General features: G+C 69.9%; 17 protein-coding genes. 6 read left to right on the top strand and 11 right to left on the bottom strand.

Annotated elements, in window-relative coordinates; all coding sequences use genetic code 11:
• Window positions 1-48 precede the first annotated feature (48 nt).
• Complete coding sequence (locus ACE3OG_RS10410) at window positions 49-300, top strand: hypothetical protein (protein WP_374308297.1); 252 nt, start codon at window positions 49-51, stop codon at window positions 298-300.
• Between the two features lie 24 nt (window positions 301-324).
• Here the strand turns inward: ACE3OG_RS10410 and otsB are convergent, their stop codons facing one another.
• Complete coding sequence (otsB, locus tag ACE3OG_RS10405) at window positions 325-1,107, bottom strand: trehalose-phosphatase (RefSeq protein ID WP_374308295.1); 783 nt, start codon at window positions 1,105-1,107, stop codon at window positions 325-327.
• A complete protein-coding gene (locus ACE3OG_RS10400; protein WP_374308293.1) occupies window positions 1,101-1,541 on the bottom strand; it encodes a VOC family protein in 441 nt (146 codons plus the stop codon). Before ACE3OG_RS10400 ends, otsB begins: the two co-directional genes overlap by 7 nt.
• A gap of 99 nt (window positions 1,542-1,640) precedes the next feature.
• Between ACE3OG_RS10400 and ACE3OG_RS10395 the strand changes: the two genes are divergently transcribed.
• Complete coding sequence (locus tag ACE3OG_RS10395; protein ID WP_374308291.1) at window positions 1,641-3,104, top strand: cation-efflux pump; 1,464 nt, start codon at window positions 1,641-1,643, stop codon at window positions 3,102-3,104.
• 9 nt (window positions 3,105-3,113) lie between these two features.
• Here the strand turns inward: ACE3OG_RS10395 and ACE3OG_RS10390 are convergent, their stop codons facing one another.
• The gene (locus ACE3OG_RS10390; RefSeq protein WP_374308289.1) at window positions 3,114-4,076 is read right to left on the bottom strand and encodes a cytochrome D1 domain-containing protein; all 963 of its coding nucleotides are present in this window, start codon (window positions 4,074-4,076) and stop codon (window positions 3,114-3,116) included.
• Between the two features lie 8 nt (window positions 4,077-4,084).
• Window positions 4,085-4,627, bottom strand: coding sequence for an SRPBCC family protein (locus tag ACE3OG_RS10385; protein ID WP_374308287.1), 543 nt, complete (start codon window positions 4,625-4,627; stop codon window positions 4,085-4,087).
• 151 nt (window positions 4,628-4,778) lie between these two features.
• On the opposite strand from ACE3OG_RS10385, the gene pepN reads away from it, so the two are divergent.
• The 3 genes from pepN (at window position 4,779) to ACE3OG_RS10370 (ending at window position 10,829) form a co-directional block, all read left to right on the top strand.
• Window positions 4,779-7,439 (top strand): aminopeptidase N, encoded by a 2,661-nt coding sequence (pepN, locus tag ACE3OG_RS10380; protein ID WP_374308285.1) that lies wholly within the window; start codon window positions 4,779-4,781, stop codon window positions 7,437-7,439.
• Window positions 7,440-7,481: 42 nt separating this feature from the next.
• Window positions 7,482-8,150 (top strand): O-methyltransferase, encoded by a 669-nt coding sequence (locus ACE3OG_RS10375; protein WP_374308283.1) that lies wholly within the window; start codon window positions 7,482-7,484, stop codon window positions 8,148-8,150.
• A 423-nt stretch (window positions 8,151-8,573) separates the two neighbouring features.
• A complete protein-coding gene (locus ACE3OG_RS10370; protein WP_374308281.1) occupies window positions 8,574-10,829 on the top strand; it encodes a PAS domain-containing sensor histidine kinase in 2,256 nt (751 codons plus the stop codon).
• 11 nt (window positions 10,830-10,840) lie between these two features.
• Here ACE3OG_RS10370 and ACE3OG_RS10365 read toward each other — a convergent pair whose 3' ends face one another.
• The 7 genes from ACE3OG_RS10365 to ACE3OG_RS10335 form a co-directional block, all read right to left on the bottom strand.
• The gene (locus ACE3OG_RS10365) at window positions 10,841-11,392 is read right to left on the bottom strand and encodes an NADPH-dependent FMN reductase (protein ID WP_374308279.1); all 552 of its coding nucleotides are present in this window, start codon (window positions 11,390-11,392) and stop codon (window positions 10,841-10,843) included.
• 30 nt (window positions 11,393-11,422) lie between these two features.
• The gene (locus tag ACE3OG_RS10360) at window positions 11,423-14,365 is read right to left on the bottom strand and encodes a bifunctional [glutamine synthetase] adenylyltransferase/[glutamine synthetase]-adenylyl-L-tyrosine phosphorylase (RefSeq protein WP_374308277.1); all 2,943 of its coding nucleotides are present in this window, start codon (window positions 14,363-14,365) and stop codon (window positions 11,423-11,425) included.
• The gene (locus tag ACE3OG_RS10355; RefSeq protein WP_374308275.1) at window positions 14,362-15,831 is read right to left on the bottom strand and encodes a sensor histidine kinase; all 1,470 of its coding nucleotides are present in this window, start codon (window positions 15,829-15,831) and stop codon (window positions 14,362-14,364) included. The genes ACE3OG_RS10360 and ACE3OG_RS10355 overlap by 4 nt, the downstream gene beginning before the upstream one ends.
• The gene (locus ACE3OG_RS10350; RefSeq protein WP_374308359.1) at window positions 15,815-16,498 is read right to left on the bottom strand and encodes a winged helix-turn-helix domain-containing protein; all 684 of its coding nucleotides are present in this window, start codon (window positions 16,496-16,498) and stop codon (window positions 15,815-15,817) included. The genes ACE3OG_RS10355 and ACE3OG_RS10350 overlap by 17 nt, the downstream gene beginning before the upstream one ends.
• Before the next feature lie 89 nt (window positions 16,499-16,587).
• Complete coding sequence (locus ACE3OG_RS10345; protein WP_374308357.1) at window positions 16,588-18,144, bottom strand: Do family serine endopeptidase; 1,557 nt, start codon at window positions 18,142-18,144, stop codon at window positions 16,588-16,590.
• Window positions 18,145-18,388: 244 nt separating this feature from the next.
• Window positions 18,389-19,126 (bottom strand): DUF2155 domain-containing protein, encoded by a 738-nt coding sequence (locus tag ACE3OG_RS10340; RefSeq protein ID WP_374308273.1) that lies wholly within the window; start codon window positions 19,124-19,126, stop codon window positions 18,389-18,391.
• Window positions 19,127-19,136: 10 nt separating this feature from the next.
• Entirely contained in the window at window positions 19,137-19,538 is a 402-nt protein-coding gene (locus ACE3OG_RS10335; protein WP_374308271.1) for an NADH:ubiquinone oxidoreductase subunit NDUFA12, read from the bottom strand.
• A gap of 268 nt (window positions 19,539-19,806) precedes the next feature.
• Here ACE3OG_RS10335 and ACE3OG_RS10330 point away from each other — a divergent pair, with 268 nt between their 5' ends.
• Window positions 19,807-23,451, top strand: coding sequence for a vitamin B12-dependent ribonucleotide reductase (locus ACE3OG_RS10330; protein ID WP_374308269.1), 3,645 nt, complete (start codon window positions 19,807-19,809; stop codon window positions 23,449-23,451).
• The last annotated feature ends 49 nt before the right edge of the window (window positions 23,452-23,500 follow it).

Below are 23,500 nucleotides of genomic sequence, written 5' to 3'. Positions count from 1 at the left end.
TGACAAGATCGCGGCGGCTTTCCTTAATCAAACACGCGGATTTCGGCGATGGCGCGCAGCAAGCTTCTTCCGGCCCTCTTCGGCCTCGCGCTCGGCGCGGCGGCGCCTATGGCCGCGAACGCCAACTCGCTCGGCGACGTCGACGGGATGCCCTTCTTCGGCCGGCCTTACCCCTACGGCTACGTCTACCATCGCCCGCCCGTCGAGTGCTACGACGTGCAGCCGGTCAATACGCCCGACGGCTGGCGCTGGAAGGTGAGCTGGATCTGCGACGGCGGGCACGTCAGCGCCCGCTACTGACCGGCCGCCCGCAGGCGGAACGGCCTATCGGAGCGGCGCGTCTTTCAGCGCCGCCGCCCTTGCGAGCTCCGCGCGAAAATCCTCCGGCGAGGCGATCCTGAATCGCGCGACGGTCGGCGCGTCCGTCTCGGCGATCCGCACGGACACGCCGCCGAGCCCCTCCGCGAAGGCGAAACCGGCCTCGTCGGTCAGATCGTCGCCGACGAAGGCCGCGAGCCGCCCGGCGAAGGGCGCCGCCGCCATCAGCGCCGCCGCCCCCGTCGCCTTGCTGAAGCCCGCGCGCTTGAGCTCGACGACCATCTTGCCGGGCTGGACCGCGAGCTCGGGGCGGTCGACGAGCGATTCCATGAAGGCGAGGACGTCGGCCGCAAGGTCCGGCCGCTGGCGGTAATGCAGCGCCAGCGCCGCGCCCTTGTCCTCGACGCGCAGTCCCGGACGGGCGGCGGCGAAGGCGCGAAGGCGCGGGCGCGCGGCTTCGACGGCGCCGGGTGAGGCGTGAGTGCGCGCGCCGTCGGGGAAACGGATTTCGCCGCCGTGCAGCCCGGCCGCCGGCAGGACGAGCGGCGCGAAGATCCGGTCGACGTCGTCGATCGCGCGCCCGCTGACCAGCGCGAGGGCGCCGCCGCACGCCGCCGACAGCGTTTTAAGAAGCGCGATCAGAGCGCCGTCGGCGCGCACGTCTTCCGGGCGGGGACGAATGTTCAGGAGCGTGCCGTCGACGTCGAAGAAATAGGCGCTTCGGCCGGGCGGCGCGACGCGGGCGAAATCCCCCTGCGGCAAAAGGGCCGGGACGCGCGCCTCTACCATGCGCCGAGGTTCTCCATCGACGCCCACGGCTCGCGCGGCGCGAGCGGGGCGCCCTTCTGCAGAAGCTCGATCGAGATCGCGTCGGGCGAGCGCACGAAGGCCATGCGGCCGTCGCGCGGCGGCCGGGAGATCGTGACGCCGGCCTTCATCAGCCTGTCGCAGACGGCGTAGATATCGTCGACGGCGAAGGCGAGATGGCCGAAGTTGCGCCCGCCGCCATATTCCTCTCTGTCCCAGTTATAGGTCAGCTCGAGGAGCGGCGACTTCGTCTCCCTGGCGCGCGCCGCGTCGCCCGGGGCCGCCAGGAAGACGAGGGTGAAGCGTCCGGCCTCGTGCTCCGATCGGCGCATCTCCTGAAGCCCCAGCGCCTGCGTGTAGAAAGCGAGCGAGGCGTCGAGATCCGTGACGCGCACCATCGTGTGGAGATATTCCATGGCGAGGCTCCTTTTCGCGCGCGCCGCCGCGGGCGCGCGAATGTTGCGCGGGCGGGCGTGCTATAGCATGAAATCGCCCGGCGCCGGCGGGGAGAGGACATGACGGAGCGGGTCGATCAGGGCGCGGCCAGGGCGCGAACCGACCAGCGGGCCGACCAGCAGGCCCGCAAGGAGCGGGTCGCCCTGATCTCGATCTTCATCAGCCTGTCGATGGCCTGCCTCAAGCTCGTCGCCGGCATCGTCTCGGGTTCGCTCGCGGTGATGTCCGAGGCGGGCAACAATTTCGGCGACGTCGTCACCACCGTCCTCACCTATTACGCCATCCGCGTCTCGCACAAGCCGGCGGACGCCGAGCATCAGTACGGCCACGGCAAGGTCGAGGCGCTGACCGCGCTGATCGAGACGGGCTTCCTGTTCGCGCTCGCCGCCTTCATCCTGATCGAGGCCGTGCGCCGGTTCTTCTCGGGCGACGTCGACGTGGAGGCGAGCCCGCTCGTGTTCGCCGTGCTGATCGGCTCGATCTGCGTCGATTCCTGGCGCTGGCGGGCGTTGAGCAAGGTCGCGCGCGAGACCGGCAGCGAGGCGCTGGCCGCCGACGCGCTGAACTTCTCAAGCGACATGATCGCCTCCTCGCTCGCCATCGTCGGCCTCCTCGCCGCAGACTTCGGCTATCCGCAGGGCGACGCGCTGGCCGCGCTCGGCGTCGCCGGCTTCATTGGCTTCGCCGGCTTCAACATCGGCAGGCGCACCGTCGACGCCTTGACCGACGCCGCGCCAAAGGGCCTCGCCGAGAAGGTGACGAGGGTCGCCGCAGCCGCGCCCGGGGTGATCGCCGTCGATTCGGTGCGGCTGCGGCCGGCGGGGACGGAGGTTCTGGGCGACCTCGAGATCGCCGTCGCCCGCACGCTGTCGCAAGAGAACGTCGCGACGATCAAGGCGCGCGTCGCCGAGGCGATCAGGGACGCCCACCCGGAAGTGTCGTTGACCGTCGCCGTGCGGCCCGTCGCGCTCGACAGCGAGACGATCCTCGAACGTGTCCTGCTCATCGCGGCGAAGCGCCTCGCGCCGGTCCATCATGTCACGGCGCAGGAGATCGGCGACAGGGTTTCGATCAGCTTCGACATCGAGCTCGACGGGCGCATGAGCCTCGGCGCCGCGCACAAGATCGCCTCGCGTCTCGAGGCCGACATCCAGCGCGAGCTCGGCTCGGACGTCGAGGTCGACAGCCATATCGAGCCGCTGGAGCCGCGCCAGCTGCCGGGCGAGGACGTCGACGCCGCCGCGCGGGTGGCGATCGCCGACACGCTCGCGCGCGCGGCGAAGGCGAAGGGCGCGCCGCACGAAATTCACAACGTGCGCGCGCGCCGCACACCGGCGGGGCTGATCGTCAACTATCATTGCCGCGTCGACCCCGCGCTCAGCGTCGACGAGACGCATGAGATCGTCGACGCGGTGGAGCGAGAGGCGCGCGTCGCCTATCCGGAGATCACGCGCATCGTCAGCCACGCCGAGCCGATACGGCAGGAGAGCGCGAAGGCGCCCCACGCGGCGGCGGGCGCCTGACGCGGCGGCTCAGGGCGTCCTGCGCAGGAACAGTCCGAAGGCGCGCGGGCCGTCGCCGACCGGGATTTTCCTGACCACGACCAGCTTTTCCGCGTCGATGACGCTCACGTCGTTCGATTCCCAGTCCACCGCGTAGAGAAGCTTCCCGTCGGCGCTCGCCTGCAGGCCCTCGGGATAGTCGCCGACCGCGACCTTGCCGGCGAAAGCGAAGGTCGAAAGGTCGAAGGCGGAGACGGTCCCCTCGTACTGATTGGTGACGAAGCCGCGTCCGCCGGCGAGCGCGACGACGTAGGGGCGCTTGCCGGCCGGCGCCTGCCCGACCTTCGCCTTCGCCTTGAGGTCGACGACCGAAACGTCGTCGCTCTCCACATTGGCGGCGTAGGCGCGCGCGCCTTCGGCGTCGATCGTGACGCCGAACGGGTGCTTGCCGACAGGGATCGTCGCGAGGAGATTAAGGCTTGCGGCGTCGATGAGGACGAGCGCGTCGTCGTCGCGCGCGGCGACCGCGAGCAGGCGTCCGTCCGGCGTCACGGCGACGCCCGAGGGCGAGGCGCCGACGCGCCCCTTCGCCACGATGGAGAGCGTTTCGACGTCGATCTTGTAGACGAACGGCTCGAAGAAGCCCGTCACATAGATAAAGCGTCCGTCCGGCGCGGCGGCGACGCCGATCGGCGTGTCGGGGATGGCGATCGACGCGCGCACGCGCCGCTCCCGCGCGTCGATCAGGCTGACGAACTTGCCTTCCGTGCTGGTGACGTAGACCGTCGCTCCGTCGGGTGAGACGGCGACGCCGGCCGGGCGCCCACCCAGCGGAATGCGCGCCGCCACCTCGCCGCGGTCGAGGTCGAGGACGCTCACGCCGTCGCCGACCTGCTCCGTCACGAAGGCCTCGTCGGCGCGCGCGCCGAAGCCGGGGACGACGAGCGCGAGCACGGCGAGCGCGACGCGGTGGAACGCCGCCTCGCGACGCATGGGCGAGCCTAGTTGGTCGCCTCGACCTTCTTCTTCAGCGCCTGCAGGCCGGCCGTATAGATGCCGGTGACCGCCTTGATCGCCGCTTCCTCGTTGAGCTCCGGCGGCGGGTCGTTGTTGGGATAGCCGCGATAGAACGCGCCGTGCCATTCGACCTCGGAGCCGTCGGCCGTGGGCTTCACGTCGATCATCGAGGAGTAGTTGTTGACCGGCAGGATCTTCACGTCGACTTCGGGAATGCGATACGAATACGTGTGGTCTGCGGCGTCGTATTTGGTCAGCTCCTCGTGGAGCGCGGCGCCGCCGCCAAGGTCGATCGTGCGCTTGGCGCCCACCGTGTTTCCGCCCTCGCCGGTCGTCCCCTTGACCGCCGGGTGCCAGCTCATGTCCTGAAAATTGCCGATGACCGCCCAGACCTTGTCGGGCGACGCCTTGATGTCGATCTTCTCGACCACTTTCTGGCGGGTCGGGCCATGCGCCAGCGCCGCCGCCGAAAGCGAGGCGGCGAGCGCCGCGCCGACGAAGGCTGATTTCAGGAGGATTCGAGCCATGGTTTCCGTCCCTGCAAGATGTCGTTACGCGCGGCGCGGTCCGTTGCCCGCCCGCGCAGGACTCCCTGCACTTTGCGCCGCGGCGGCGCAAGCCCTATGATCGGGCGACGCTGCGGCGAGGGCGGCGGCCGCGATCCCGTTCGAGGTCCCGATGCGCACTGAAAACGCCGAACCCGTCCGCCTGCAGGACTACCGGCCGCCAGACCATCTCATCGATTCCGTCGACCTCGTCGTGCAGCTTCACAAGAGCGCGACCCGCGTGCGCGCCAGGCTGTCGATCCGGCCCAATCCGGCGGGACGCGCGGAGGCGCCTCTCGTCCTGGACGGCGACGGCCTGAAGCCGCTGCGGGTTTTCCTCGACGGCGAGACGCCGGAGCCCGAGGAAATCTCGATCGGTCCGCAGCGGCTCGTTCTCTATCGCCCGCCGCGCCGACCGTTCACGCTGGAGGTCGAGACCGAGGTGGACCCGACCTCCAACACGCGGCTGATGGGCCTTTATCGCTCGGGCTCCGCCTACTGCACCCAGTGCGAGCCGGAAGGCTTCCGCCGCATCACATATTTTTGCGACCGGCCCGACGTGCTCAGCGTCTATCGCGTGCGCGTGGAGGCGCGGCGCGACGAGGCGCCTGTCCTGCTCGCCAACGGCAATCCCGTCGAATCGGGCGAGTTGCCGCCGGGCGAGGACGGCGCGGCGCGCCATTACGCGGTGTGGAGCGACCCCTTCCCCAAGCCGAGCTATCTGTTCGCCCTCGTCGGCGGCGACCTCGGCGCGATCCGCGACGAATTCACGACCATGTCCGGCCGCCGAATCGCGCTGGCCATTTATGTGGAGCACGGCAAGGAGAGCGAGGCCGCCTACGCGATGGAGTCGCTGAAGCGGGCGATGAAATGGGACGAGGACGTGTTCGGACGCGAATACGATCTCGACGTGTTCAACATCGTCGCCGTCTCCGACTTCAACATGGGGGCGATGGAGAACAAAGGGCTCAACGTCTTCAACGATAAATACGTGCTGGCCTCGCCGAGGACCGCGACCGACGCCGACTACGCCAACATCGAGGCGGTGATCGCGCATGAATATTTCCACAACTGGACGGGGAACCGCATCACCTGCCGCGACTGGTTCCAGCTCTGCCTCAAGGAAGGGCTGACCGTCTTCCGCGACCATGAGTTCTCGTCGGACATGCGCTCGCGCGCGGTGCACCGCGTAGCCGACGTGCGCGCGCTGCGCGCCGCGCAGTTCCCCGAGGACGCGGGGCCGCTCGCCCACAACGTACGCCCCGAATCCTATCGCGAGATCAACAATTTCTACACGGCGACCATCTACGAGAAGGGCGCCGAAGTGATCCGCATGCTGAAGACGCTGATCGGCGACGACGCCTTCGCGCGGGGCATGGAGCTTTACTTCACGCGCTGCGACGGCATGGCGGCGACGGTCGAGGATTTCATCGCCTGCTTCGCCGACGCCTCCGGCCGCGACCTTGCGCAGTTCTTCCGCTGGTACGCGCAGGCGGGAACGCCCCTCGTCGGCGTCAAGACGGCCTACGATCCTCAGGCGAAAACCTATGCGCTGCGCCTCTCGCAGTCGACCAAGCCGACGCCGGGGCAGGAGCGCAAGGAGCCCTTCGTCATTCCCGTGGCGCTCGGCCTCGTCGGCGCGCAGGGCGATCTTCCGCTTCGCTCGCCCGACGCCGCCGCGCATGAGCTTGAAACCGGCGTGTTCGAACTCTCGACGCCGCGGCGCGAGATCGTTTTTCACGATGTCGAGGAGCGTCCCGCCCTCTCGATCCTGCGCGGTTTCTCCGCGCCCGTCCGGCTCGAGCACGACGCCAGCGAGGACAACCTCCTGCGCCTCATCGCGCGCGACGGCGACAGCTTCAACCGCTGGCAGGCCGCGCAGAGCTACGCCGGGCGCTTGCTCGTCCGCTCCGTGGCCGCGGTCGCCGCCGGCGAGGGCCCCGTCAAGCCGGACGAGGCCTTCGTTTCGGCGTTCGCGCGGCTGGTCGGGGAGTCTTCCGACCCGGCCTTCGCCGCGCAGATGATCTCGCTGCCGAGCGAGGGCGACGTCGCCCGCGACATCGGCGAGAACATCGATCCCGACGCCGTCCACGCCGCGCGCGACGGACTGCGCCAGGCGCTCGGCGCCCGCCTTTCGGACGTCCTTTCCGCCGCCTATGAACGGCTCGCGCCGCAAGGGCCCTATTCGCCGGACGCGGAGGCCGCCGGCCGGCGCGCGCTGCGCAACGCCGCGCTCGACCTTCTCGTCGCCGGCGATCCCGCGCGCGGCGTCCCGCTCGCGGCGCGCCAGTTCGCGCAAGGCGCGGTCATGACCGACGAGCTCGCCGCGCTCGGCGCGCTCGCCCTCGCCGGCGGGCCGGAGCGCGAAGAGGCGATCGAGGAGTTCTACCGCCGCCACGCCGGCGAGCATCTCGTCGTCGACAAATGGTTCGCGCTGCAGGCGGCGATTTCCGAGGCCGGAACGCTCGCGCGGGTCAGGACGCTGATGGCGCATCCGGCTTTCAGCCTCGTCAACCCGAACCGCGCCCGCTCGCTCGTCGGCTCCTTCGCGACGGCCAATCCGACCCAGTTCAACGCCGCCGACGGCTCGGGCTTCGAATTCCTCGCCGACGTCGTGCTGGAGCTGGACCCGACCAATCCGCAGGTGGCCGCTCGCCTCCTGTCGGCGTTCAAGAGCTGGCGGACGCTCGAGCCGGGACGGCAGGCGCGAGCCCAGACGGCGCTGAAGCGCGTCAAGGCGCGCGGCGCGCTGTCGGCGGACGTGCGCGACATCGTCGACCGCTCGCTCGGCTGACCGCTCTCGCCAACGTCAAGTGGAACTCAAAGGAAATTCGCCATGACGGAAGCCGTCTGGACGGAGGTCGACGCCTATTTCAGCAGCCTCTACGCGCAAGAGGACGACGCGCTCGCGGGCGCCGTGCGCAGCGGCCTCGAGGCCGGGCTGCCGCAGATCCAGGTCTCGCCCAACCAGGGCAAGCTTCTGCAGATCCTCGCCCGGGCCATCGGCGCGAGGCGCATCCTCGAGATCGGCACGCTCGCCGGCTACAGCACGATCTGGCTCGCCCGCGCGCTGGCGCCGGGCGGTCGGCTGACGACGCTCGAATTCGACCCCAAGCACGCAGCCGTCGCCGCGGAGAACTTCGCGCGCGCGGGGCTTTCCGACCGGATCGAACTGCGCGTCGGCGCGGCGCTCGACACGCTCCCCGCGCTCGCCGGCGAGGCGCCCTTCGACTTCGTCTTCATCGACGCCGACAAGGAGAACATCCCGGCCTATTTCACCGCGACGCTCCCCATGACGCGGCCGGGCGGGCTCATCGTCGTCGACAATGTGGTCCGCGACGGGCGCGTCGCGGACGCCTCCAGCGAGGACGGCGCCGTTCAGGGCGTGCGCGCGTTCAACGCCCTCGCCGCGCGGGAGAAGCGCGTCAGCGCGAGCGCGCTTCAGACGGTCGGCGCCAAAGGCTACGACGGCTTCTGCGTCCTTCTCGTCGAGGGCGCGGCCTGAGCCGGCCGCCCTCCCCGTTTGTGGACATGCTGTTGATCGGGAAGTCTACCCGCTTATTTTTCCTCGACTATTCTTGCCCGCCGCCCCTTGGGAAACAACCGCCCCTCACCGCAACGTCATATTTTTCAACCGCTTAGAGACTAAGCTCGCGCAAACCTTTGAATTTTAGCGTCAAGCTCAAAATTTACATTCTTTGTTAATGTTCCTCTGGACAAGGCTCGCGAGACGGAGTCTCATGATTCTCGGCGGGGGGAGATGCGGCACATTTGCCCCCGTCAGTTTCGAGGGGCGGTGATGGCGCGCGCAAATGCAGCCAGTGCCTCCGCGCACGCGGAGGCACTGCGTAGTTTTGCTGGCGCGACGGCGGGCGACGCCGTCGCCGACCGTGTGGGCGTTCCCGTCATCAGCCGCCTTGAGATCTGGGTGCGCAGGGCCGTCCCGGCGATGGTGGTCCTGTTCATCGCCGCGCTCGGCGCGATGACCGTCGCCATGGCGCGCGACGCGCACGAGCGGGCCGTCGCCGACGCGACCGCCGAGCTCGAGCAGCTCGGCGCGCTGCTCTCGCAGGATCTGCGCGAGGCGGCCAAGCGCTTCCCCAAGGCCGATCCGAACGCCCTGCTCGCCGACGCCATGCCTTCGCGCGCGCTCGCGCGCGGCGCGCAGGCGTTCATCTCCAACGCGGCGGGCGACATCGTCGCCGCCGCCGGCCGCAAGGCGCCGCGCGGCGCCCTCAACGACTATCTCGGCCCGACGCAGCCGCTGACGATCTTCGCCGAGAAGGCCGGGGTGCTGCGCATCGCCCTGCCCGACGGCGCCGAGGCGCTCGCCGGCGTGCGCACGCTGGCGGCTCCGTTCAGCCAGCTCGCCCTCGTCTATCCGATGCAGGCCGTCCTCGCGGACTGGCGCACGGCCTCGCTGCGCACCGGCGTGCTGTTCGTCGCGACCGCCCTGGTGCTGGCGGCGCTGGCGTTCGCCTATTTCTGGCAGGCCTCGCGCGCGCGCGAATCCGACCGCGTCTGCGACCTCGTGCGCGACCGCATCGACACCGCCCTGTCGCGCGGGCGCTGCGGCCTGTGGGACTGGGACCTCGCGCGCGGGCGCATCTACTGGTCGGACTCGATGTACGAGATCCTCGGCCTCGCCCCGATCGGCAACTATCTATCCTTCGGCGACGTCAACGCGCTGGTCCATCCGCAGGACGGCGACCTCGCGGCGATCGCCGAGATGATCACCGCCTCGCGGGCCGAAAGCGTCGACCACGCCTTCCGCATGCAGAACGTGCGCGGCGAATGGGTGTGGCTGCGCGCGCGCGCCGAGCTGGTGCGCGAGCGCGCCGGCGCGACGCCGCATCTCGTCGGCATCTGCGTCGACATCACCGAGCAGAAGACGCTCGCCGAGCGCACCGCCACCGCCGACATGCGCCTGCGCGACGCGATCGAGTCGGTGTCGGAGGCCTTCGTGCTGTGGGACGCCGACAACCGCCTCGTGATGTGCAACTCCAAGTTCCAGCGTCTGCACAACCTGTCGGCCGACGCGGTCACGCCCGGCGCGCCCTACGTTCAGGTGATGGAGAAGGGCACCCCGCCGATGATCCAGACCGAGACGGCGCTCGCCGGACGGCCGCAGGCGGGCGCGCGCACCTATGAGGCGCGGCTCGGCGACGGCCGCTGGCTGCAGATCAACGAACGCCGCACCAAGGACGGCGGCTATGTCTCGGTCGGCACCGACATCACCGCGCTGAAGCGCCATGAGGAGCAGCTGATGGAGAGCGAGCGGCGGCTGATGGCCACCGTCGCCGACCTGCGCCGCTCGCGCCAGACGCTGGAGCTGCAGGCGCAGCAGCTCGCCGACCTCGCCGAGAAATACCTCGAGCAGAAGGCCGAGGCCGAGACCGCCAACCGGGCGAAGTCGGAATTCCTCGCCAACATGAGCCACGAGCTGCGCACTCCGCTCAACGCGGTGATCGGCTTCTCCGACATGATGCGGCAGGAGACGTTCGGGCCGCTCGGCGCGGGTAAATACGTCGACTACGCCAACGACATCCACCAGGCCGGCGAATATCTGCTCGGCGTCATTTCCGACGTGCTCGACATGTCGCGCCTCGAGGCCGGCCGTTTCACCATCGCCAAGGCCGACTTCGAGCTCGACGCCGGGCTCGCCGGCGCGCTCGCCAGCGTCGAGCAGGCGGCGCTCGAGAAGAACGTCGCGCTCACCGCCGAGGCCATGCCCGGCCGGCGCGCGCACGCCGACCGCGCGGCGTTCGAGAAGATCCTTTCGATCCTGCTGCGCAACGCCGTCAAGTTCACGCCTCCGGAAGGGCGCGTCAGCGTGCGCGCGCGCTTCGTGATGGGCACGCTCAACATCTATGTCGAGGATTCGGGCGCGGGGATCCCGGCGGCCGCGCTGGCCAAGATCGGGCGTCCGTTCGAGCAGCTTTCCGGCGGCCTCGACAACGGCATGAAGGGCTCGGGGCTCGGCCTCGCCATCGCCCGCTCGCTGGTCGACCTGCACGGCGGCTCGATGCGCATCCGCTCGACCGTCGGCGTCGGCACCATCGTGATGGTGCGCCTGCCGCAGACGCGCGACGCGCCACGCCAGAAGCTGCTCATGGCCGCCGCGGCGGCGAGCGCCCCGCGGCGCGCCTATGCTCCGAAGCTGCGCGCGGCCGCACGGCGCTGAGGCGGGTTCGCCTATTTGCCGATGAAGCTCGAAAAGCCGGCGACGAAATCGGCGAGCCGCTTGCGCGTCGGCTCGTCCGTCAGGACCCCATTTTCGCTGTAGAGGGCGCCGGCGCGCGAGACTGCGAGCGCGGACCCGAACCATGGGCGCATGTTCAGAGCGCGCAGCACGGGAAGCCACGCCGTCTGTGAGAGGATGGCGCCGAAGCCGCCGGGCGAAGCGCTGACGAGCGCGACGGGCCGCCCGCCGAAGACGCGCGGAACGTCGCTTGGGGGGCGCGAGGCCCAGTCGATGGCGTTCTTGAAGACGCCGGGAATTCCGTTGTTGTATTCCGGCGTCGCGAGCAGCAGCCCGTCGCAGGCGGCGATCGCGTCCTTGAGGGCGACGACCGACGCGGGCGGTCCATGCTCGGCCTCTACGTCGCCATTGTAGAGCGGCACGCCGTCGAGCGTCATGACGTCGATCGAAACGCCGTCGGGCGCGAGCTCCGCCGCCGCGCGCAGAAGGCCGGTGTTGAACGAGAGGCGCCTGAGGCTGCCCGAAATCCCGAGAATGCGGGTCATAAGCCTTCTCCCTTCCTGCGACGCCGCCGTTCAGGTCTCCGCGGCCTCGTGCTTCAGGACGCCGCGGAAGGTCGAGCGCGTGGCGGCGCGCGTCTCCTTCAGCGCCGCCTCGAGCGCGCTCAGCGTCGGCGCTTCGCCGGCGGCGGCGAGGCGGCGCTTGACGCCCTCGCTCGCCTTGCGCGGATCGGCGTCGCGCTCGAGCGCGAGGCGCAGAACCTGCGTGACGTTGGTGAGCAGCGCATGGCCGGCGAGGAGCGCGGCGCGCTGTCGCGGCGAGATGAGGCCGAGGTCGCCGGCCTTCGCGACGATCTGCGGCGTCGAGATCGAGATCAGCTCCGGCAGATCGGCGGCGTGGCGCAGCACGAGATATTGCGCGCAGAACTCGACGTCGACGAGCCCGCCCTTCGCGAGCTTCAGGTCCCAGGGATCGGAATCGCCCTTCGTCCTGGCGATGAGCGCGCGCATCTGCGCCACCTCCTTCGCGAGGCCGTCGCCGCGCGGCTTGCGCAGCACGGCCCGGATCGCCGCCTCGACGTCTCTCTTCAGGCTTTCGTCGCCGGCGACGACGCGGGCGCGCGTCAGCGCCATATGCTCCCAGGTCTCGGCGCTGGCGTTCTGATAGTCGACGAAGCTCGCGAGCTGCGTCGCGACCGGCCCCTGCCGCCCCGAAGGGCGCAGCCGCATGTCGACCTCATAGAGCGTGCCGCGCCGCGTCGCGGAGGTGAGCGCCGCGACAAGGCGCTGCGTCATGCGAGTGTAGTATTGCGCGGCGTGCAGCTTCTTCGGCCCCTCCGACTCCGGCGCCTCGCGGTCGAAGTCGTAGATCAGCATCAGGTCGAGGTCGGACGACGCCGTCATCTCCTGCGAGCCGAACTTGCCGAGGCCCAGCACGCACACGCGCCCGCCGCCGAGCGCGCCGTGCTCTTCGATGAACATGCGCTCGACGAAAGCGAGCGAGGCGGCGACGATGGCGTCGGCGAGCGCCGAATAGTCGCGGCCCGCCTCCAGCGGCGTCACGGCGTCGGAGAGCAGCTTCAGGCCGATGCGGAACGTCTCCTCCCGCGCGAAGTCGCGCAGCGCGTCGAGGAACTCCTCGAAGACTTTCGTGCGCCCGACGAGGCGCAGCGCGCGCGCGGGATACTGGCTCGCGTCGACCGGCGTCTCGAGCACGCGCGGATCGACCGTCGCGTCGAGGATATGCGGATGCGCGGCGATCATCCGCGCGAGCCGCGGCGCGCCGCCGAGGATGTCGGCGAACAGCTCGCAGATGCGCGGATTGGACTTCAGCAGCGAGAACAGCTCGACCGCGCCGGGCATGCGCGCGAGCGCGTGGTCGAGGCCGGCGAGCGCGGCGTCCGGCTCGCCGGATTTGGCGAAGGCCTGCAGCAGCGCGGGAGTAAGCTCGGTCAGGACTTCCCGCGCGCGCGGCGTGCGCACGGCCGGGCGGCGCCCGAAATGCCAGCCGCGGATGGTCTCGAGCGCCACCGGCGGGTCCTTGAAGCCCATCCGCGCCAGCGTCTGAAGCGTCTCCGGGTCATGCTCGGAGCCGGCGAAGACGAGGCTGCCCGCGTCGGCGTCGAGCGAAGGCGCGTGCTCGAACAGGCGCGCGTAATGATGCGAGACGCAGCTCATGACCTGCGTCATCGCCGCGTCGAAGCCGGCGCGGCCGTCGTAGCCGCAGAAGGCGGCGAAGCGGTCGAGCTCCCCCTCGTCCTCGGGCAGGCGCTGCGTCTGCTCGTCGGCGACCATCTGCAGCCGATGCTCGACGCCGCGCAGCGCGCGGTAGGCGGCCGAGAGGTCCTCGACGGCGTCCGGCGTCACCCAGCGGTCGGCGCCGAGCTCGGCCAGCATGTCGAGCGTGCGCGAGCCGCGCAGACGCGGCCGCTTGCCGCCGAAGATGAGCTGCTGCGTCTGGACGAAGAACTCGATCTCGCGGATGCCGCCGCGGCCGAGCTTCACGTCGTGGCCCGGCACCGTCACCTCCGCGTGGCCGCGCACGGCGTGGATCTGCCGCTTCATGGCGTGGATGTCGGCGAGCGCGGCGTAGTCGAAATATTTGCGCCAGATAAAGGGCGCGAGGGCGTCGAGGAATTCGCGCCCGAGCGCGAGGTCGCCGGCCATCGGCCGCGCCTTGATGTAGGCCGCGCGCTCCCAGTTCTGGCCGAGCGTCTCGTAATAGGAGAGCGCGGCGCCGAGCGAGATCGCCGCCGCCGTCGAGCCCGGATCGGGCCGAAGGCGCAGGTCGACGCGCAGCACGTAGGAATCGACCGTCGTCTCCTGCAGGAGCTTCACGAGACGCTTGGTCACCCGCAGATAGACGGCGGCGGGCTCGGCCTTCAGAGCGGGCGCCTGCGCGTCGTAGAAGACGACGAGATCGACGTCGCTCGAATAGTTGAGCTCGTTCGCGCCGAGCTTGCCGAGCGCGAGGACGACGAGGCCGCAGCCCGCCTCCGGCGCTTTCGGGTCGGGGAGCGCCAGCTTGCCGGCGCGATGCGCCTCGCGCAGCAGGAAGCGCAGCGCGGCGCGGATGAAGGCGTCGGCGGCGCGCGAGAGCATCGCCGTGGCGGCGACGACGTCGACGACGCCGCCGAGGTCGGCGAGCGCGATCAGCAGAGCGCTTTCCTGCTTGGCCTTGCGCAGCGCGCGCATCGCCTGCGCCTCGTCCTCCGTCGCGTCGACTTCCGCGTCGAGGCGGGCGATCAGCTCGTCGAGGCGCGTCCGCGGATCGCCGTCGAGACAGCGCGCGAGACGGGCGGGATCCCGCAGCGCGAGGCGCCACAGGAACGGCGAATGATCGGCGACGCCTTCGACGAGGCGGCGCGCCGCGGGCGCCTCGAAGATCTCGCGCAGGCGTCCGGCGCCTTCGAGGCCGAGCAGCTCGTCGAGGCGCGCGCCCGCCTTCGCCTCGTCGAGGACGACCGGGGCTGCGGCGAGACGCCGCCACAAGGGGCCGAAGGCTTCGGGCGCGTTCACGCGGCGGCTCCCGGCGGGAGAACGGCGGGCGCGGCGACGACGTCCTTCGGACGGGCGACCGCCGGCAGGCGCAGCACGACGCGAAGGCCGGGCTCGTTGTCCTCGAGCCGCAGCGAGCCTTGATGCAGCCGCGCGACGGCGGCGGCGAGCGAAAGGCCAAGCCCCGAGCCCGGCCGCGAACGCGAATTCTCGAGCCGCACGAAGCGGTCGAGCACGCGGGCGCGGTCGGCTTCGGGCACGCCGCGGCCGTGGTCGGCGACGACGACCTCGATCGCGCCTTCCCCCCGTCGCGCGCAAAGGCGCACGCGGCGCAGGGCCGCGGACTCGCTCTCCATCGTTTCGTCCCCGCCAGGCTCCGCGCCATATTTGAGGGCGTTGTCGACCAGGTTGACCACCGCCTGCCCGATCAGCTCGCGGCTGCCGTGGGCGTAGAGATTTGGCGCGATGTCGAGGTCGAGCGCAAGGCCCCGCTCCTCGACGGCGGGCTCGTAGAGCTCGCCGACGTCGGCGACGACCGCGCCGACGTCGAAATCCTCCATGCCCTCGGGCGCCGCGCCCGCCTCGGCGCGGGCGATCTTGAGCAGCGCGTCGAAGATCTGGATCAGCCGGTCCGATTCCTCGATGACCTTCTCGAGCGCGCCGCGATAGTCCTCCGCCCCGGCGCCGAAGCGCAGCGCCGCCTCGGCGCGCCCGCGCATCCGCGTCAGCGGCGTCTTGAGGTCGTGGGCGATGTTGTCGGTGACCTGCTTCAGCCCGCTCATCAGGATCGAGATGCGGTCGAGCATGGCGTTGAGGTTCATGACCAGGCGGTCGAGCTCGTCGCCCGTCCCGGCGACGGGAAGGCGCCCGGAAAGGTCGCCGCCGACGACGATCCCGCGCGCGCGGGCGTTGATCGCGTCCACCCGGTTGAGGACGCGCCGCGCGACCCACAGCCCGCCGACGGCGCCGATGGCGATCAGCCACAACAGCGAGGTGAACAGGGCGTCGCGCAGGATCTTGCGCAGGCTCTCCGCCTCCTCGAGGTCGTGGCCGACGACGAGGCGGAAGCCGCCCGGCAGGCCGAAGATGCGCGCCAGCGCGCGGCGCTGATGGGAGCGGTCCTCGCCGGCGGGCTGATAGACGATCTCGACGAGGCCGGAGCGCTCGAGCACCTCCGGCGGCAGGCTGGCGATGTTGCCGACCATCGGCACGCCGGCGCTGGTCGTGAGGAGATAGAGATCGGCGCCGGGACGCTGGATGCGCGCGTCGAGGCTGCGGGCGAGGCCGTTGACGCCGCCCTGCGCATATTGCTCGGAGAGGCCGGAGATGTCGGCCGCGACCGTGTTGGCGATCTGCTGGTCGACCAGCATCTTCACATTGTCGCCGACGCTCGAGAGCACGAGCCCCGCGCCGATCGCGGTGATGATGAGATAGGCCAGCGAGACCTTGAAGACGGTGGTGCGGAAGAGCTTAGCGAGCGCCGTCACGAATCATGTATCCCGCGCCGCGGATGGTCTGCAGGAGCGGCGGCTCGAACCCCTTGTCGATCTTGCTGCGCAGGCGCGAGACATGCACGTCGATGACGTTGGTCTGGGGGTCGAAATGATAGTCCCAGACGTTCTCGAGCAGCATGGTGCGGGTCACCACCTGTCCGGCGTGGCGCATGAGATATTCGAGCAGGCGGAACTCGCGCGGCTGCAGCGGGATGTCCTTGCCCTCGCGCGTGACCTTGTGGGCGAGGCGGTCGAGCTCCAGGGCGCCGACGCGGTAGACCGTCTCCTCGCCGGAGCCGTTGACGTTGCGCCGCGCGAGGGCCTCGACGCGGGCGAGCAGCTCGGAGAAGGCGTAGGGCTTGGCGAGATAGTCGTCGCCGCCGGCGCGCAGCCCCTTGACGCGGTCGTCGACCTGGCCGAGCGCCGAGAGGATCAGCGCCGGGGTCTGGATCTTCTGCGAGCGCAGGCCGCCGATCAGGGACAGTCCGTCGAGCTTGGGCAGCATGCGGTCGACGATGAGGACGTCGTAGCCTTCCTCTCTGGCGCGCGCATAGCCCTCGAGGCCGTCGCCGACGTGGTCGGCGACATGGCCGACCTCGCGGAACGCCTTGGCCATATAGGCGGCCGCCTCCGAATCATCTTCGACGATGAGAATGCGCATGGCCGGCATAATACGCGTTTCCCGAAAAAAGACAGGCCGGGCGTCGCCGCCCGGCCCGCTGGCTCGTTAAGCTGCGAAGGCGCTCCGCGTCAGCCCGCGGGCGTCGTCGCCACGGCGACGAAGCGGGTGCCGTCGTTGTTCTTGACGCGCAGGAGCACCGCCTTGCGCCCTTCCTTCTTGGCGTCGGCGATGACCGCCGAGATGTCGGAGGGCTTGCTCACCGCCTTGCCGCCGGCCTCCATGATGAGGTCGCCGACGCGAATCCCCTTCTGGCCCGCGGCGCCGTCCGGATCGACGTCGGCGACGACGACGCCCTCCGAGCCCGCGCCCTGCACGGAGGACGCCGGCGCGAGCTTGAGGCCGAGGCCGGCGAGCGCCGAGTTCTCGGACTGGCCTGTGGCGCGGGCGACCTCGCTGCGCTCCTCCGGCAGCGAGCCGAGCTTGACCTGCACGGTCTTCTCGGCGCCGTCGCGCCAGTAGAGCAGATCGGCCTTGGCCCCCGGCCCGAGCGCCGCGACGCGCTTGGCCAGATCGCGCGGCCCGTCGATGCGCTCGCCGTTGACGCCGAGGATGACGTCGCCGGAATGGATGCCGGCCTGCGCCGCAGGGGCGTTCGACTGCGCGTCGGCGACGAGCGCGCCCTTCGGCGCCTTGAGGCCGAGGCTGTCGGCGACCTCGTCGGTCACGGGCTGGATCTGCACGCCGATCCAGCCGCGCGCCACCGAGCCCTTGTCCTTGAGCGTCGCGACGATGTTCTGCGCGGTCTCGGCCGGAATGGCGAAGCCGATGCCGACGCTGCCGCCCGACGGCGAGAAGATGGCGGTGTTGACGCCGACGACCTCGCCGAGGGAGTTGAAGGCCGGACCGCCCGAGTTGCCGCGGTTGACCGGCGCGTCGATCTGCAGGAAGTCGTCATAGGGTCCGGCGCCGATGTCGCGGCCGCGCGCCGAGACGATGCCGGCCGTCACCGTGCCGCCAAGGCCGAACGGGTTGCCGACGGCGATCACCCAGTCGCCGACGCGCGGCGTCGCGCCCGCGAACTTCACGTAAGGATAGGAGCCCTGCTCCTTGATCTTGAGCAGTGCGAGGTCGGTCTTCTTGTCGGTGCCGACCACGGTCGCGTGCAGCGTCTTGCCGTCGTCGGTCGTGAGCGTGACGTCGCTCGCCTTCTCGACCACGTGGTTGTTGGTCACCACATAGCCGTCCTGCGAGATGATGAAGCCGGAGCCCTGCGCCTGCGCCTGCTGGTGCGGACGGCCCTGCTGGCCGAACGGGCCGCCGGGGCCGCCCGGACCGCCCGGCTGGCCGAAGCGGCGGAAGAAGCGCTCCAGCGGATCGCCCGGCTCGAGGCGCGGAATCTGGCCGCCGCGCGGCTGGTCTTCGTCGTCGGCGTCGTCCTCGGCGACGTTCATCTTGACCTTGACCGAGACGACCGCGTCGCGGACATGGTCGACGACGTCGGCGAAGGAGGTCGGGTGGGCGCTGGCCGCCGGGACGGCGGTCTCTGCGACCGCGAACTGGTGCGGCAGGAAGGCGCCGGCGATCGAGCCGGTCACCGCCGCCGCGGCGACGGCGCCGAGAAGGGCCGCGCGCAAGCCCGCGCGCGGGCCGCGCGTCCGGTCGTTCCGCTCGGGGCCGTCGATCATGGGAAGAGCCATCGGTTTTATCACTCCATCGGAAACTGGCGAAAGGCTGCGGCCGCGGCGGCCGTGCAGCGCATGAAGACACTTTGCGAGAGCGAGGCTTACGTCTCCGTTTCGCGGGGATGAAACTTAGGAAAGGTTCACGCCCGGCCGAGTCCTGGGCCGCGCTCCTGCGCTCGAACGAAAGATTTGGATCGAAAGAGGCGAAAGCAAGGGCGCGCGGACGATGCGAGGACGCGTTGGCCGCTCAGAAACGCCCGTCCGGGATGTCGCCCGGCGGGACCGGCGCCTCGAAGGGGTCGGGCGCGCTGCGACGGCGGCGCGGCTGCGCGGGGGCCGGCGCGTCGAAGCCCGGAGGCGGGGCGACCTCGACCGGACCCTCGCCGCCGCGTCGGCCGCCCTGCTCGGGGAACGCCGACTCGCCGGCGAAGGGATCGACGGGCGGCTGCGGCGCGTGCGGCTGGACGCGCCGCGGCTTCGTCTTCTTGGGCTCGGGCGCGGCCTGCGGCGGCGCCGCGTTCTCAGGGGTCGGCGGCGTCTGCGCGCCCGGCGCGTCGGGCGCCGGCGTCGCCTCCTTGCCGCCGCGGCAATCGGTCAGCCAGACGTCGTAGATCGGATGCTCGACGCCATGCAGGCCGGGGCTCGCGGCGAACATCCAGCCCGAGAAGATGCGCTTGTACTGGTTCTTGTCGTCGACGTCGTCGACCTCGAGGAAGGCGATCGTCTGCGGCGTCTCGGTCGCCGGCCGCGTGTAGCAGGCGCGCGGAGTGATCTGCAGCGAGCCGAACTGCACCGTCTCGTCGATCGCGACCTCGAAGGAGATGATCCGGCCGGTGATCTTGTCGAGGCCGGAGAAGACGGCGACCGGATGCTTGATGCGATCGGCGAGCGCGCCCGACGCGAAGGAGCACAGGGCCGCCGCGCCGGCGAGGGCGGCGAGAAGGCGCGCGCGGAAAGCGCGCGGCCGCGCGGCGGTCCTCGTCATTTCACGGGCCTTAAGCTTCAGGGCTCCAGGCCTCATAGTCGCCGGTGGCCTTCGGCCGCGCGCCGGCCCGCAGCGTCGAGCCCGGCGGACGCCAGGCCTCGGGCGTGCCGGTGAGGTTCGGGATATAGGGCAGCTGCCACTCGCGCGGCTCGTATTTCTCGTCGGTCGGCGGAACGTCGACGGTGTGATGCAGCCAGCCGTACCAGCCGGGCGGGGTCGCCGAGCCCTCGGCGTAGCCATTGTAGATCACCCAGCGCCGCTCGAAGCCGAGCGCCGGGTCGATCTTCTTGCCGCGGTAATAGAGGTTGCCGAATTCGTCGGTTCCGACGAGCGTCCCGTGCAGCCAGGTGTAAAATCGGGAGTTCAGCGTCGCGCCGTTCCACCACGTGAAGATCATCAGCAGATATTTCATCGGCCAGGCTCTCGGTTCGGGCGGCGCGCCAAGCGGCGTTCGTCAAGCGTCAAGGCGGCTTTATGGCGGCGGCGGCGTCCGCTGTCCAGCCCGGCGCCGGCGAAGGCTCGGCCGCGGGCTCCGCCGAGCGCCGGGGCGAATCGGGGACAAGTCCCTTTTTTTCGTGTCAAGGCCTCGACTCTGCGCGCGAAACGGCCAATCCTTCCTACATATAGGAGCAAACTCCGCTTCAATCCACAAAATCTAGTCAAGCTTCAGGACGCCACCCATGCAGATCGCGCGCCGCTACACGAGGGAAGGCCAGTCGGCCTACGCCGACGTCGAGTTCCGCCTCGCCGACAGCGAGATCCGCAATCCCGACGGCTCCCTCGTGTTCCAGCTCAAGGGCGTCGAGGTTCCCGCCGCCTGGAGCCAGGTCGCGACCGACGTGCTCGCCCAGAAATATTTCCGCAAGGCCGGCGCGCCGGCGCGCCTGAAGCGCGTCGAGGAGAATTCCGTCCCCTCCTTCCTGTGGCGCTCCGTCGCGGACGAGGAGGCGCTGGCCGCCCTGCCCGCGGGCGAGCGCTTCGTCTCCGAGATTTCGGCGCGGCAGGTGTTCGACCGGCTCGCCGGAACCTGGGCCTATTGGGGCTGGAAGGGCGGCTATTTCGATTCGGAGGCCGACGCGCAGGCCTTCTTCGACGAATTGCGCTTCATGCTGGCGAGGCAGATGGCCGCGCCGAACTCGCCGCAATGGTTCAACACCGGCCTTTTCTGGGCCTATGGGATCGACGGGCCGGCGCAGGGCCATTTCTACGTCGATCCCTTCACCAAGGAGCTCGTCGCCTCGGCCTCGGCTTATGAGCATCCGCAGCCGCACGCCTGCTTCATCCAGTCGGTCGCCGACGACCTCGTCAACGAGGGCGGCATCATGGACCTGTGGGTGCGCGAGGCGCGCCTGTTCAAATATGGCTCGGGCACCGGCTCGAATTTCTCCAAGCTGCGCGGCGAGAACGAGAAGCTCTCGGGCGGCGGCAAGTCCTCGGGGCTGATGTCCTTCCTGAAGATCGGCGATCGGGCGGCCGGCGCGATCAAGTCCGGCGGCACGACGCGGCGCGCCGCAAAAATGGTCGTCGTCGACGCCGACCACCCCGACATCGAGGACTATATCGACTGGAAGGTGCGCGAGGAGCGCAAGGTCGCCGCCCTCGTCGCCGGCTCGAAGGCCGTGCGCAAGGCGATGCGCGCGGTCGCCCGCGTCTGCCTCAACTGCGAGGGGCCGGGCGACGACTGCTTCAACCCCGAGAAGAACCCCGCCCTAAAACGCGAGATCAAGCTGGCGCGGCGCGCTTTCGTGCCCGACGCCTCGATCAAGCGGGCGATCCAGCTCGCGCGGCAGGGCGTTTGCGAGATCGAGGTCGAGACCTTCACCACCGACTGGGACAAGGAGGCCTATCTCACCGTCTCCGGCCAGAACTCCAACAATTCCGTGCGCCTCACCGACGAATTTCTGCGCGCGGTGGAGAGCGACGGAGAATGGCGGCTGACGCGCCGGCTCGACGGCAAGACGCACAAGACGCTGAAGGCGCGCGACCTGTGGCGCAGGATCGCCGAGGCCGCCTGGGCCTCGGCCGACCCGGGGCTGCAATATCACACGACGATCAACGACTGGCACACCTGCCCGGCGGCCGGCCCGATCGTCGCGTCGAACCCCTGCTCCGAATACATGTTCCTCGACGACACCGCCTGCAATCTCGCCTCGCTGAACCTTCTCCAGTTCCGCGACGCCGCGAGCGGAGCGATCGACGTCGCGGGCTATGAGCACGCCTGCCGGCTGTGGACGGTGGCGCTCGAAATCTCGGTGATGATGGCGCAGTTCCCCTCGAAGGAGATCGCCGTCAACTCCTTCAAATACCGCACGCTCGGCCTCGGCTACGCCAATATCGGCGGCCTCCTGATGTCGGCGGGCGTTCCCTACGACAGCGATCAGGGCCGCGCCGTCTGCGCCGCCTTCTCGGCGATCCTCACCGGCGCCGCCTACGCCGCCTCGGCGCAGATGGCGCGCGAGCTCGGGCCCTTCGAGGGTCACGAGGCCAACGCCTCCGCCATGGCGCGGGTGATGCGCAACCATGCGCGGGCTGCGCGTGGCGAGGCGTCGGGCTATGAGGCGCTGTCGATCCTCCCCGTCCCGCTCGACCATTCCGCGCTCGGCGCCTTTTCCGCGCTCGGGGAGCGGGCGAAGACGGTGTGGGAAGAAGCCGTCGCGCTTGGCGAGGCGCATGGCTATCGCAACGCGCAGGTCTCGGTCGTCGCGCCGACCGGCACCATCGGCCTCGTGATGGACTGCGACACCACCGGCATCGAGCCCGACTTCGCCATGGTGAAGTTCAAGAAGCTCGCCGGCGGCGGCTATTTCAAGATCATCAACCGCGCCGTGCCCGAGGGTCTTCGCGCGCTCGGCTATGCGCCACACGAGATCACGGCGATCGTCGACTATGCGGTCGGGCGCGCGAGCCTCAAGGGCGCGCCCGGCGTCAACCACGAGAGCCTCAAGGCGAAGGGCTTTTCGGACGATAAGCTCGCGGCGCTCGAAGCCTCGCTCAGGAGCGCCTTCGACATCCGCTTCGTTTTCAACAAATGGACGCTCGGCGAAACTTTCCTCACCGATGCGCTGAAGATTCCGGCCGAAAAGCTCGAAGACCAGAACTTCAGCCTGCTCGCCTTCCTCGGCTTCTCGAAGGCCGAGGTCGAGGCCGCCAACGTCTACGCCTGCGGCGCGATGACGGTCGAGGGCGCGCCGCACCTCAGGCCTGAGCACTACGGCGTGTTCGACTGCGCCTCGCCCTGCGGGCGCACGGGCAGACGCTATCTCTCGACGCAAAGCCACATCCGCATGATGGCGGCGGCGCAGCCGTTCATCTCGGGAGCGATCTCGAAGACCATCAACATGCCGAACGAGGCCGCGATCGAGGAGTGCGGCGAGGCCTACATGCTGTCGTGGAAGCTCGGCCTCAAGGCCAACGCGCTCTACCGCGACGGCTCGAAGCTGTCGCAGCCCTTGAACAGCCAGCTCATCGACGACGGAGAGGACGAGGACGAAGCGCTCGAGGCGCTCGTCTCCGCCAGCGCCCCGGCGCGCGCCGCGACGGTGGCCGAAAAAATCGTCGAGCGGATCGTCGAGCGCATGCGCGAGCGCGAGCGCCTGCCCGACCGGCGCAAGGGCTACACGCAGAAGGCGGTGGTCGGCGGCCACAAGGTCTATCTGCGCACCGGCGAATATTCCGACGGGCGGTTAGGGGAGATCTTCATCGACATGCACAAGGAGGGCGCGGCCTTCCGCTCGCTGATGAACAATTTCGCCATAGCGATCTCGGTCGGCCTGCAATATGGCGTGCCGCTCGAGGAATATGTCGAGGCCTTCACCTTCACGCGCTTCGAGCCGGCGGGCCTCGTGCAGGGCAACGACGCGATCCGCAACGCGACGTCGATTCTCGACTACATCTTCCGCGAGCTCGCCATCTCCTATCTCGGGCGCAACGACCTCGCTCATATCGACCCCTCCGACATCGGCCATGACGTGCTCGGCAAGGGCGAGGCGCAGGGCAAGGACCCGAAGGCCCCGCAAGGCGCCGGCGCGGCCAAGCTGATCTCGAGCGGCTTCGTCCGCGCCAAGGGCGACAAGCTCACCCTCGTCGCCGGCGGCGTCGCGGTCGCGCTGAAGGAGCCGGCGTCGGTCGAGGCCGAGGACGCCTTCGAGCGCCTCGGCTGGTCCGAGCCCGCCGCCCCCGCCCCGGCGGCGAGCGACCGCCGCGCCCAGGCGCGAATGAAGGGCTACACGGGCGAAGCCTGCGGCGAATGCGGGAATTTCACGCTGGTGCGGAACGGCACGTGCCTGAAGTGCGACACGTGTGGCGCGACGACGGGGTGCAGTTGACGCAAGTTGAATGCCACTTAAAACCAACCCCTTCCTTTAGAGGCCACCG

Origin of the sequence: Methylocella sp. (assembly GCF_041905455.1) — a bacterium.
Classification (GTDB): Bacteria; Pseudomonadota; Alphaproteobacteria; order Rhizobiales; family Beijerinckiaceae; genus Methylocapsa.
Note: the sequence above shows the minus strand (reverse complement) of the source record. Positions and strands in the feature narration are given on the sequence as shown.

Bases quoted from the DNA above. Each gene is read 5' to 3' on its own strand.
- ACE3OG_RS10375 (WP_374308283.1), top strand. From the start codon at position 7,482: ATGACGGAAGCCGTCTGGACGGAGGTCGACGCCTATTTCAGCAGCCTC.
- ACE3OG_RS10365 (WP_374308279.1), bottom strand. From the start codon at position 11,392: ATGACCCGCATTCTCGGGATTTCGGGCAGCCTCAGGCGCCTCTCGTTC.
- ACE3OG_RS10345 (WP_374308357.1), bottom strand. From the start codon at position 18,144: ATGATCGACGGCCCCGAGCGGAACGACCGGACGCGCGGCCCGCGCGCG.
- ACE3OG_RS10385 (WP_374308287.1), bottom strand. From the start codon at position 4,627: ATGGCTCGAATCCTCCTGAAATCAGCCTTCGTCGGCGCGGCGCTCGCC.
- ACE3OG_RS10400 (WP_374308293.1), bottom strand. From the start codon at position 1,541: ATGGAATATCTCCACACGATGGTGCGCGTCACGGATCTCGACGCCTCG.
- ACE3OG_RS10395 (WP_374308291.1), top strand. From the start codon at position 1,641: ATGACGGAGCGGGTCGATCAGGGCGCGGCCAGGGCGCGAACCGACCAG.
- otsB (WP_374308295.1), bottom strand. From the start codon at position 1,107: ATGGTAGAGGCGCGCGTCCCGGCCCTTTTGCCGCAGGGGGATTTCGCC.
- ACE3OG_RS10350 (WP_374308359.1), bottom strand. From the start codon at position 16,498: ATGCGCATTCTCATCGTCGAAGATGATTCGGAGGCGGCCGCCTATATG.
- ACE3OG_RS10410 (WP_374308297.1), top strand. From the start codon at position 49: ATGGCGCGCAGCAAGCTTCTTCCGGCCCTCTTCGGCCTCGCGCTCGGC.
- ACE3OG_RS10390 (WP_374308289.1), bottom strand. From the start codon at position 4,076: ATGCGTCGCGAGGCGGCGTTCCACCGCGTCGCGCTCGCCGTGCTCGCG.
- pepN (WP_374308285.1), top strand. From the start codon at position 4,779: ATGCGCACTGAAAACGCCGAACCCGTCCGCCTGCAGGACTACCGGCCG.
- ACE3OG_RS10335 (WP_374308271.1), bottom strand. From the start codon at position 19,538: ATGAAATATCTGCTGATGATCTTCACGTGGTGGAACGGCGCGACGCTG.
- ACE3OG_RS10340 (WP_374308273.1), bottom strand. From the start codon at position 19,126: ATGACGAGGACCGCCGCGCGGCCGCGCGCTTTCCGCGCGCGCCTTCTC.
- ACE3OG_RS10330 (WP_374308269.1), top strand. From the start codon at position 19,807: ATGCAGATCGCGCGCCGCTACACGAGGGAAGGCCAGTCGGCCTACGCC.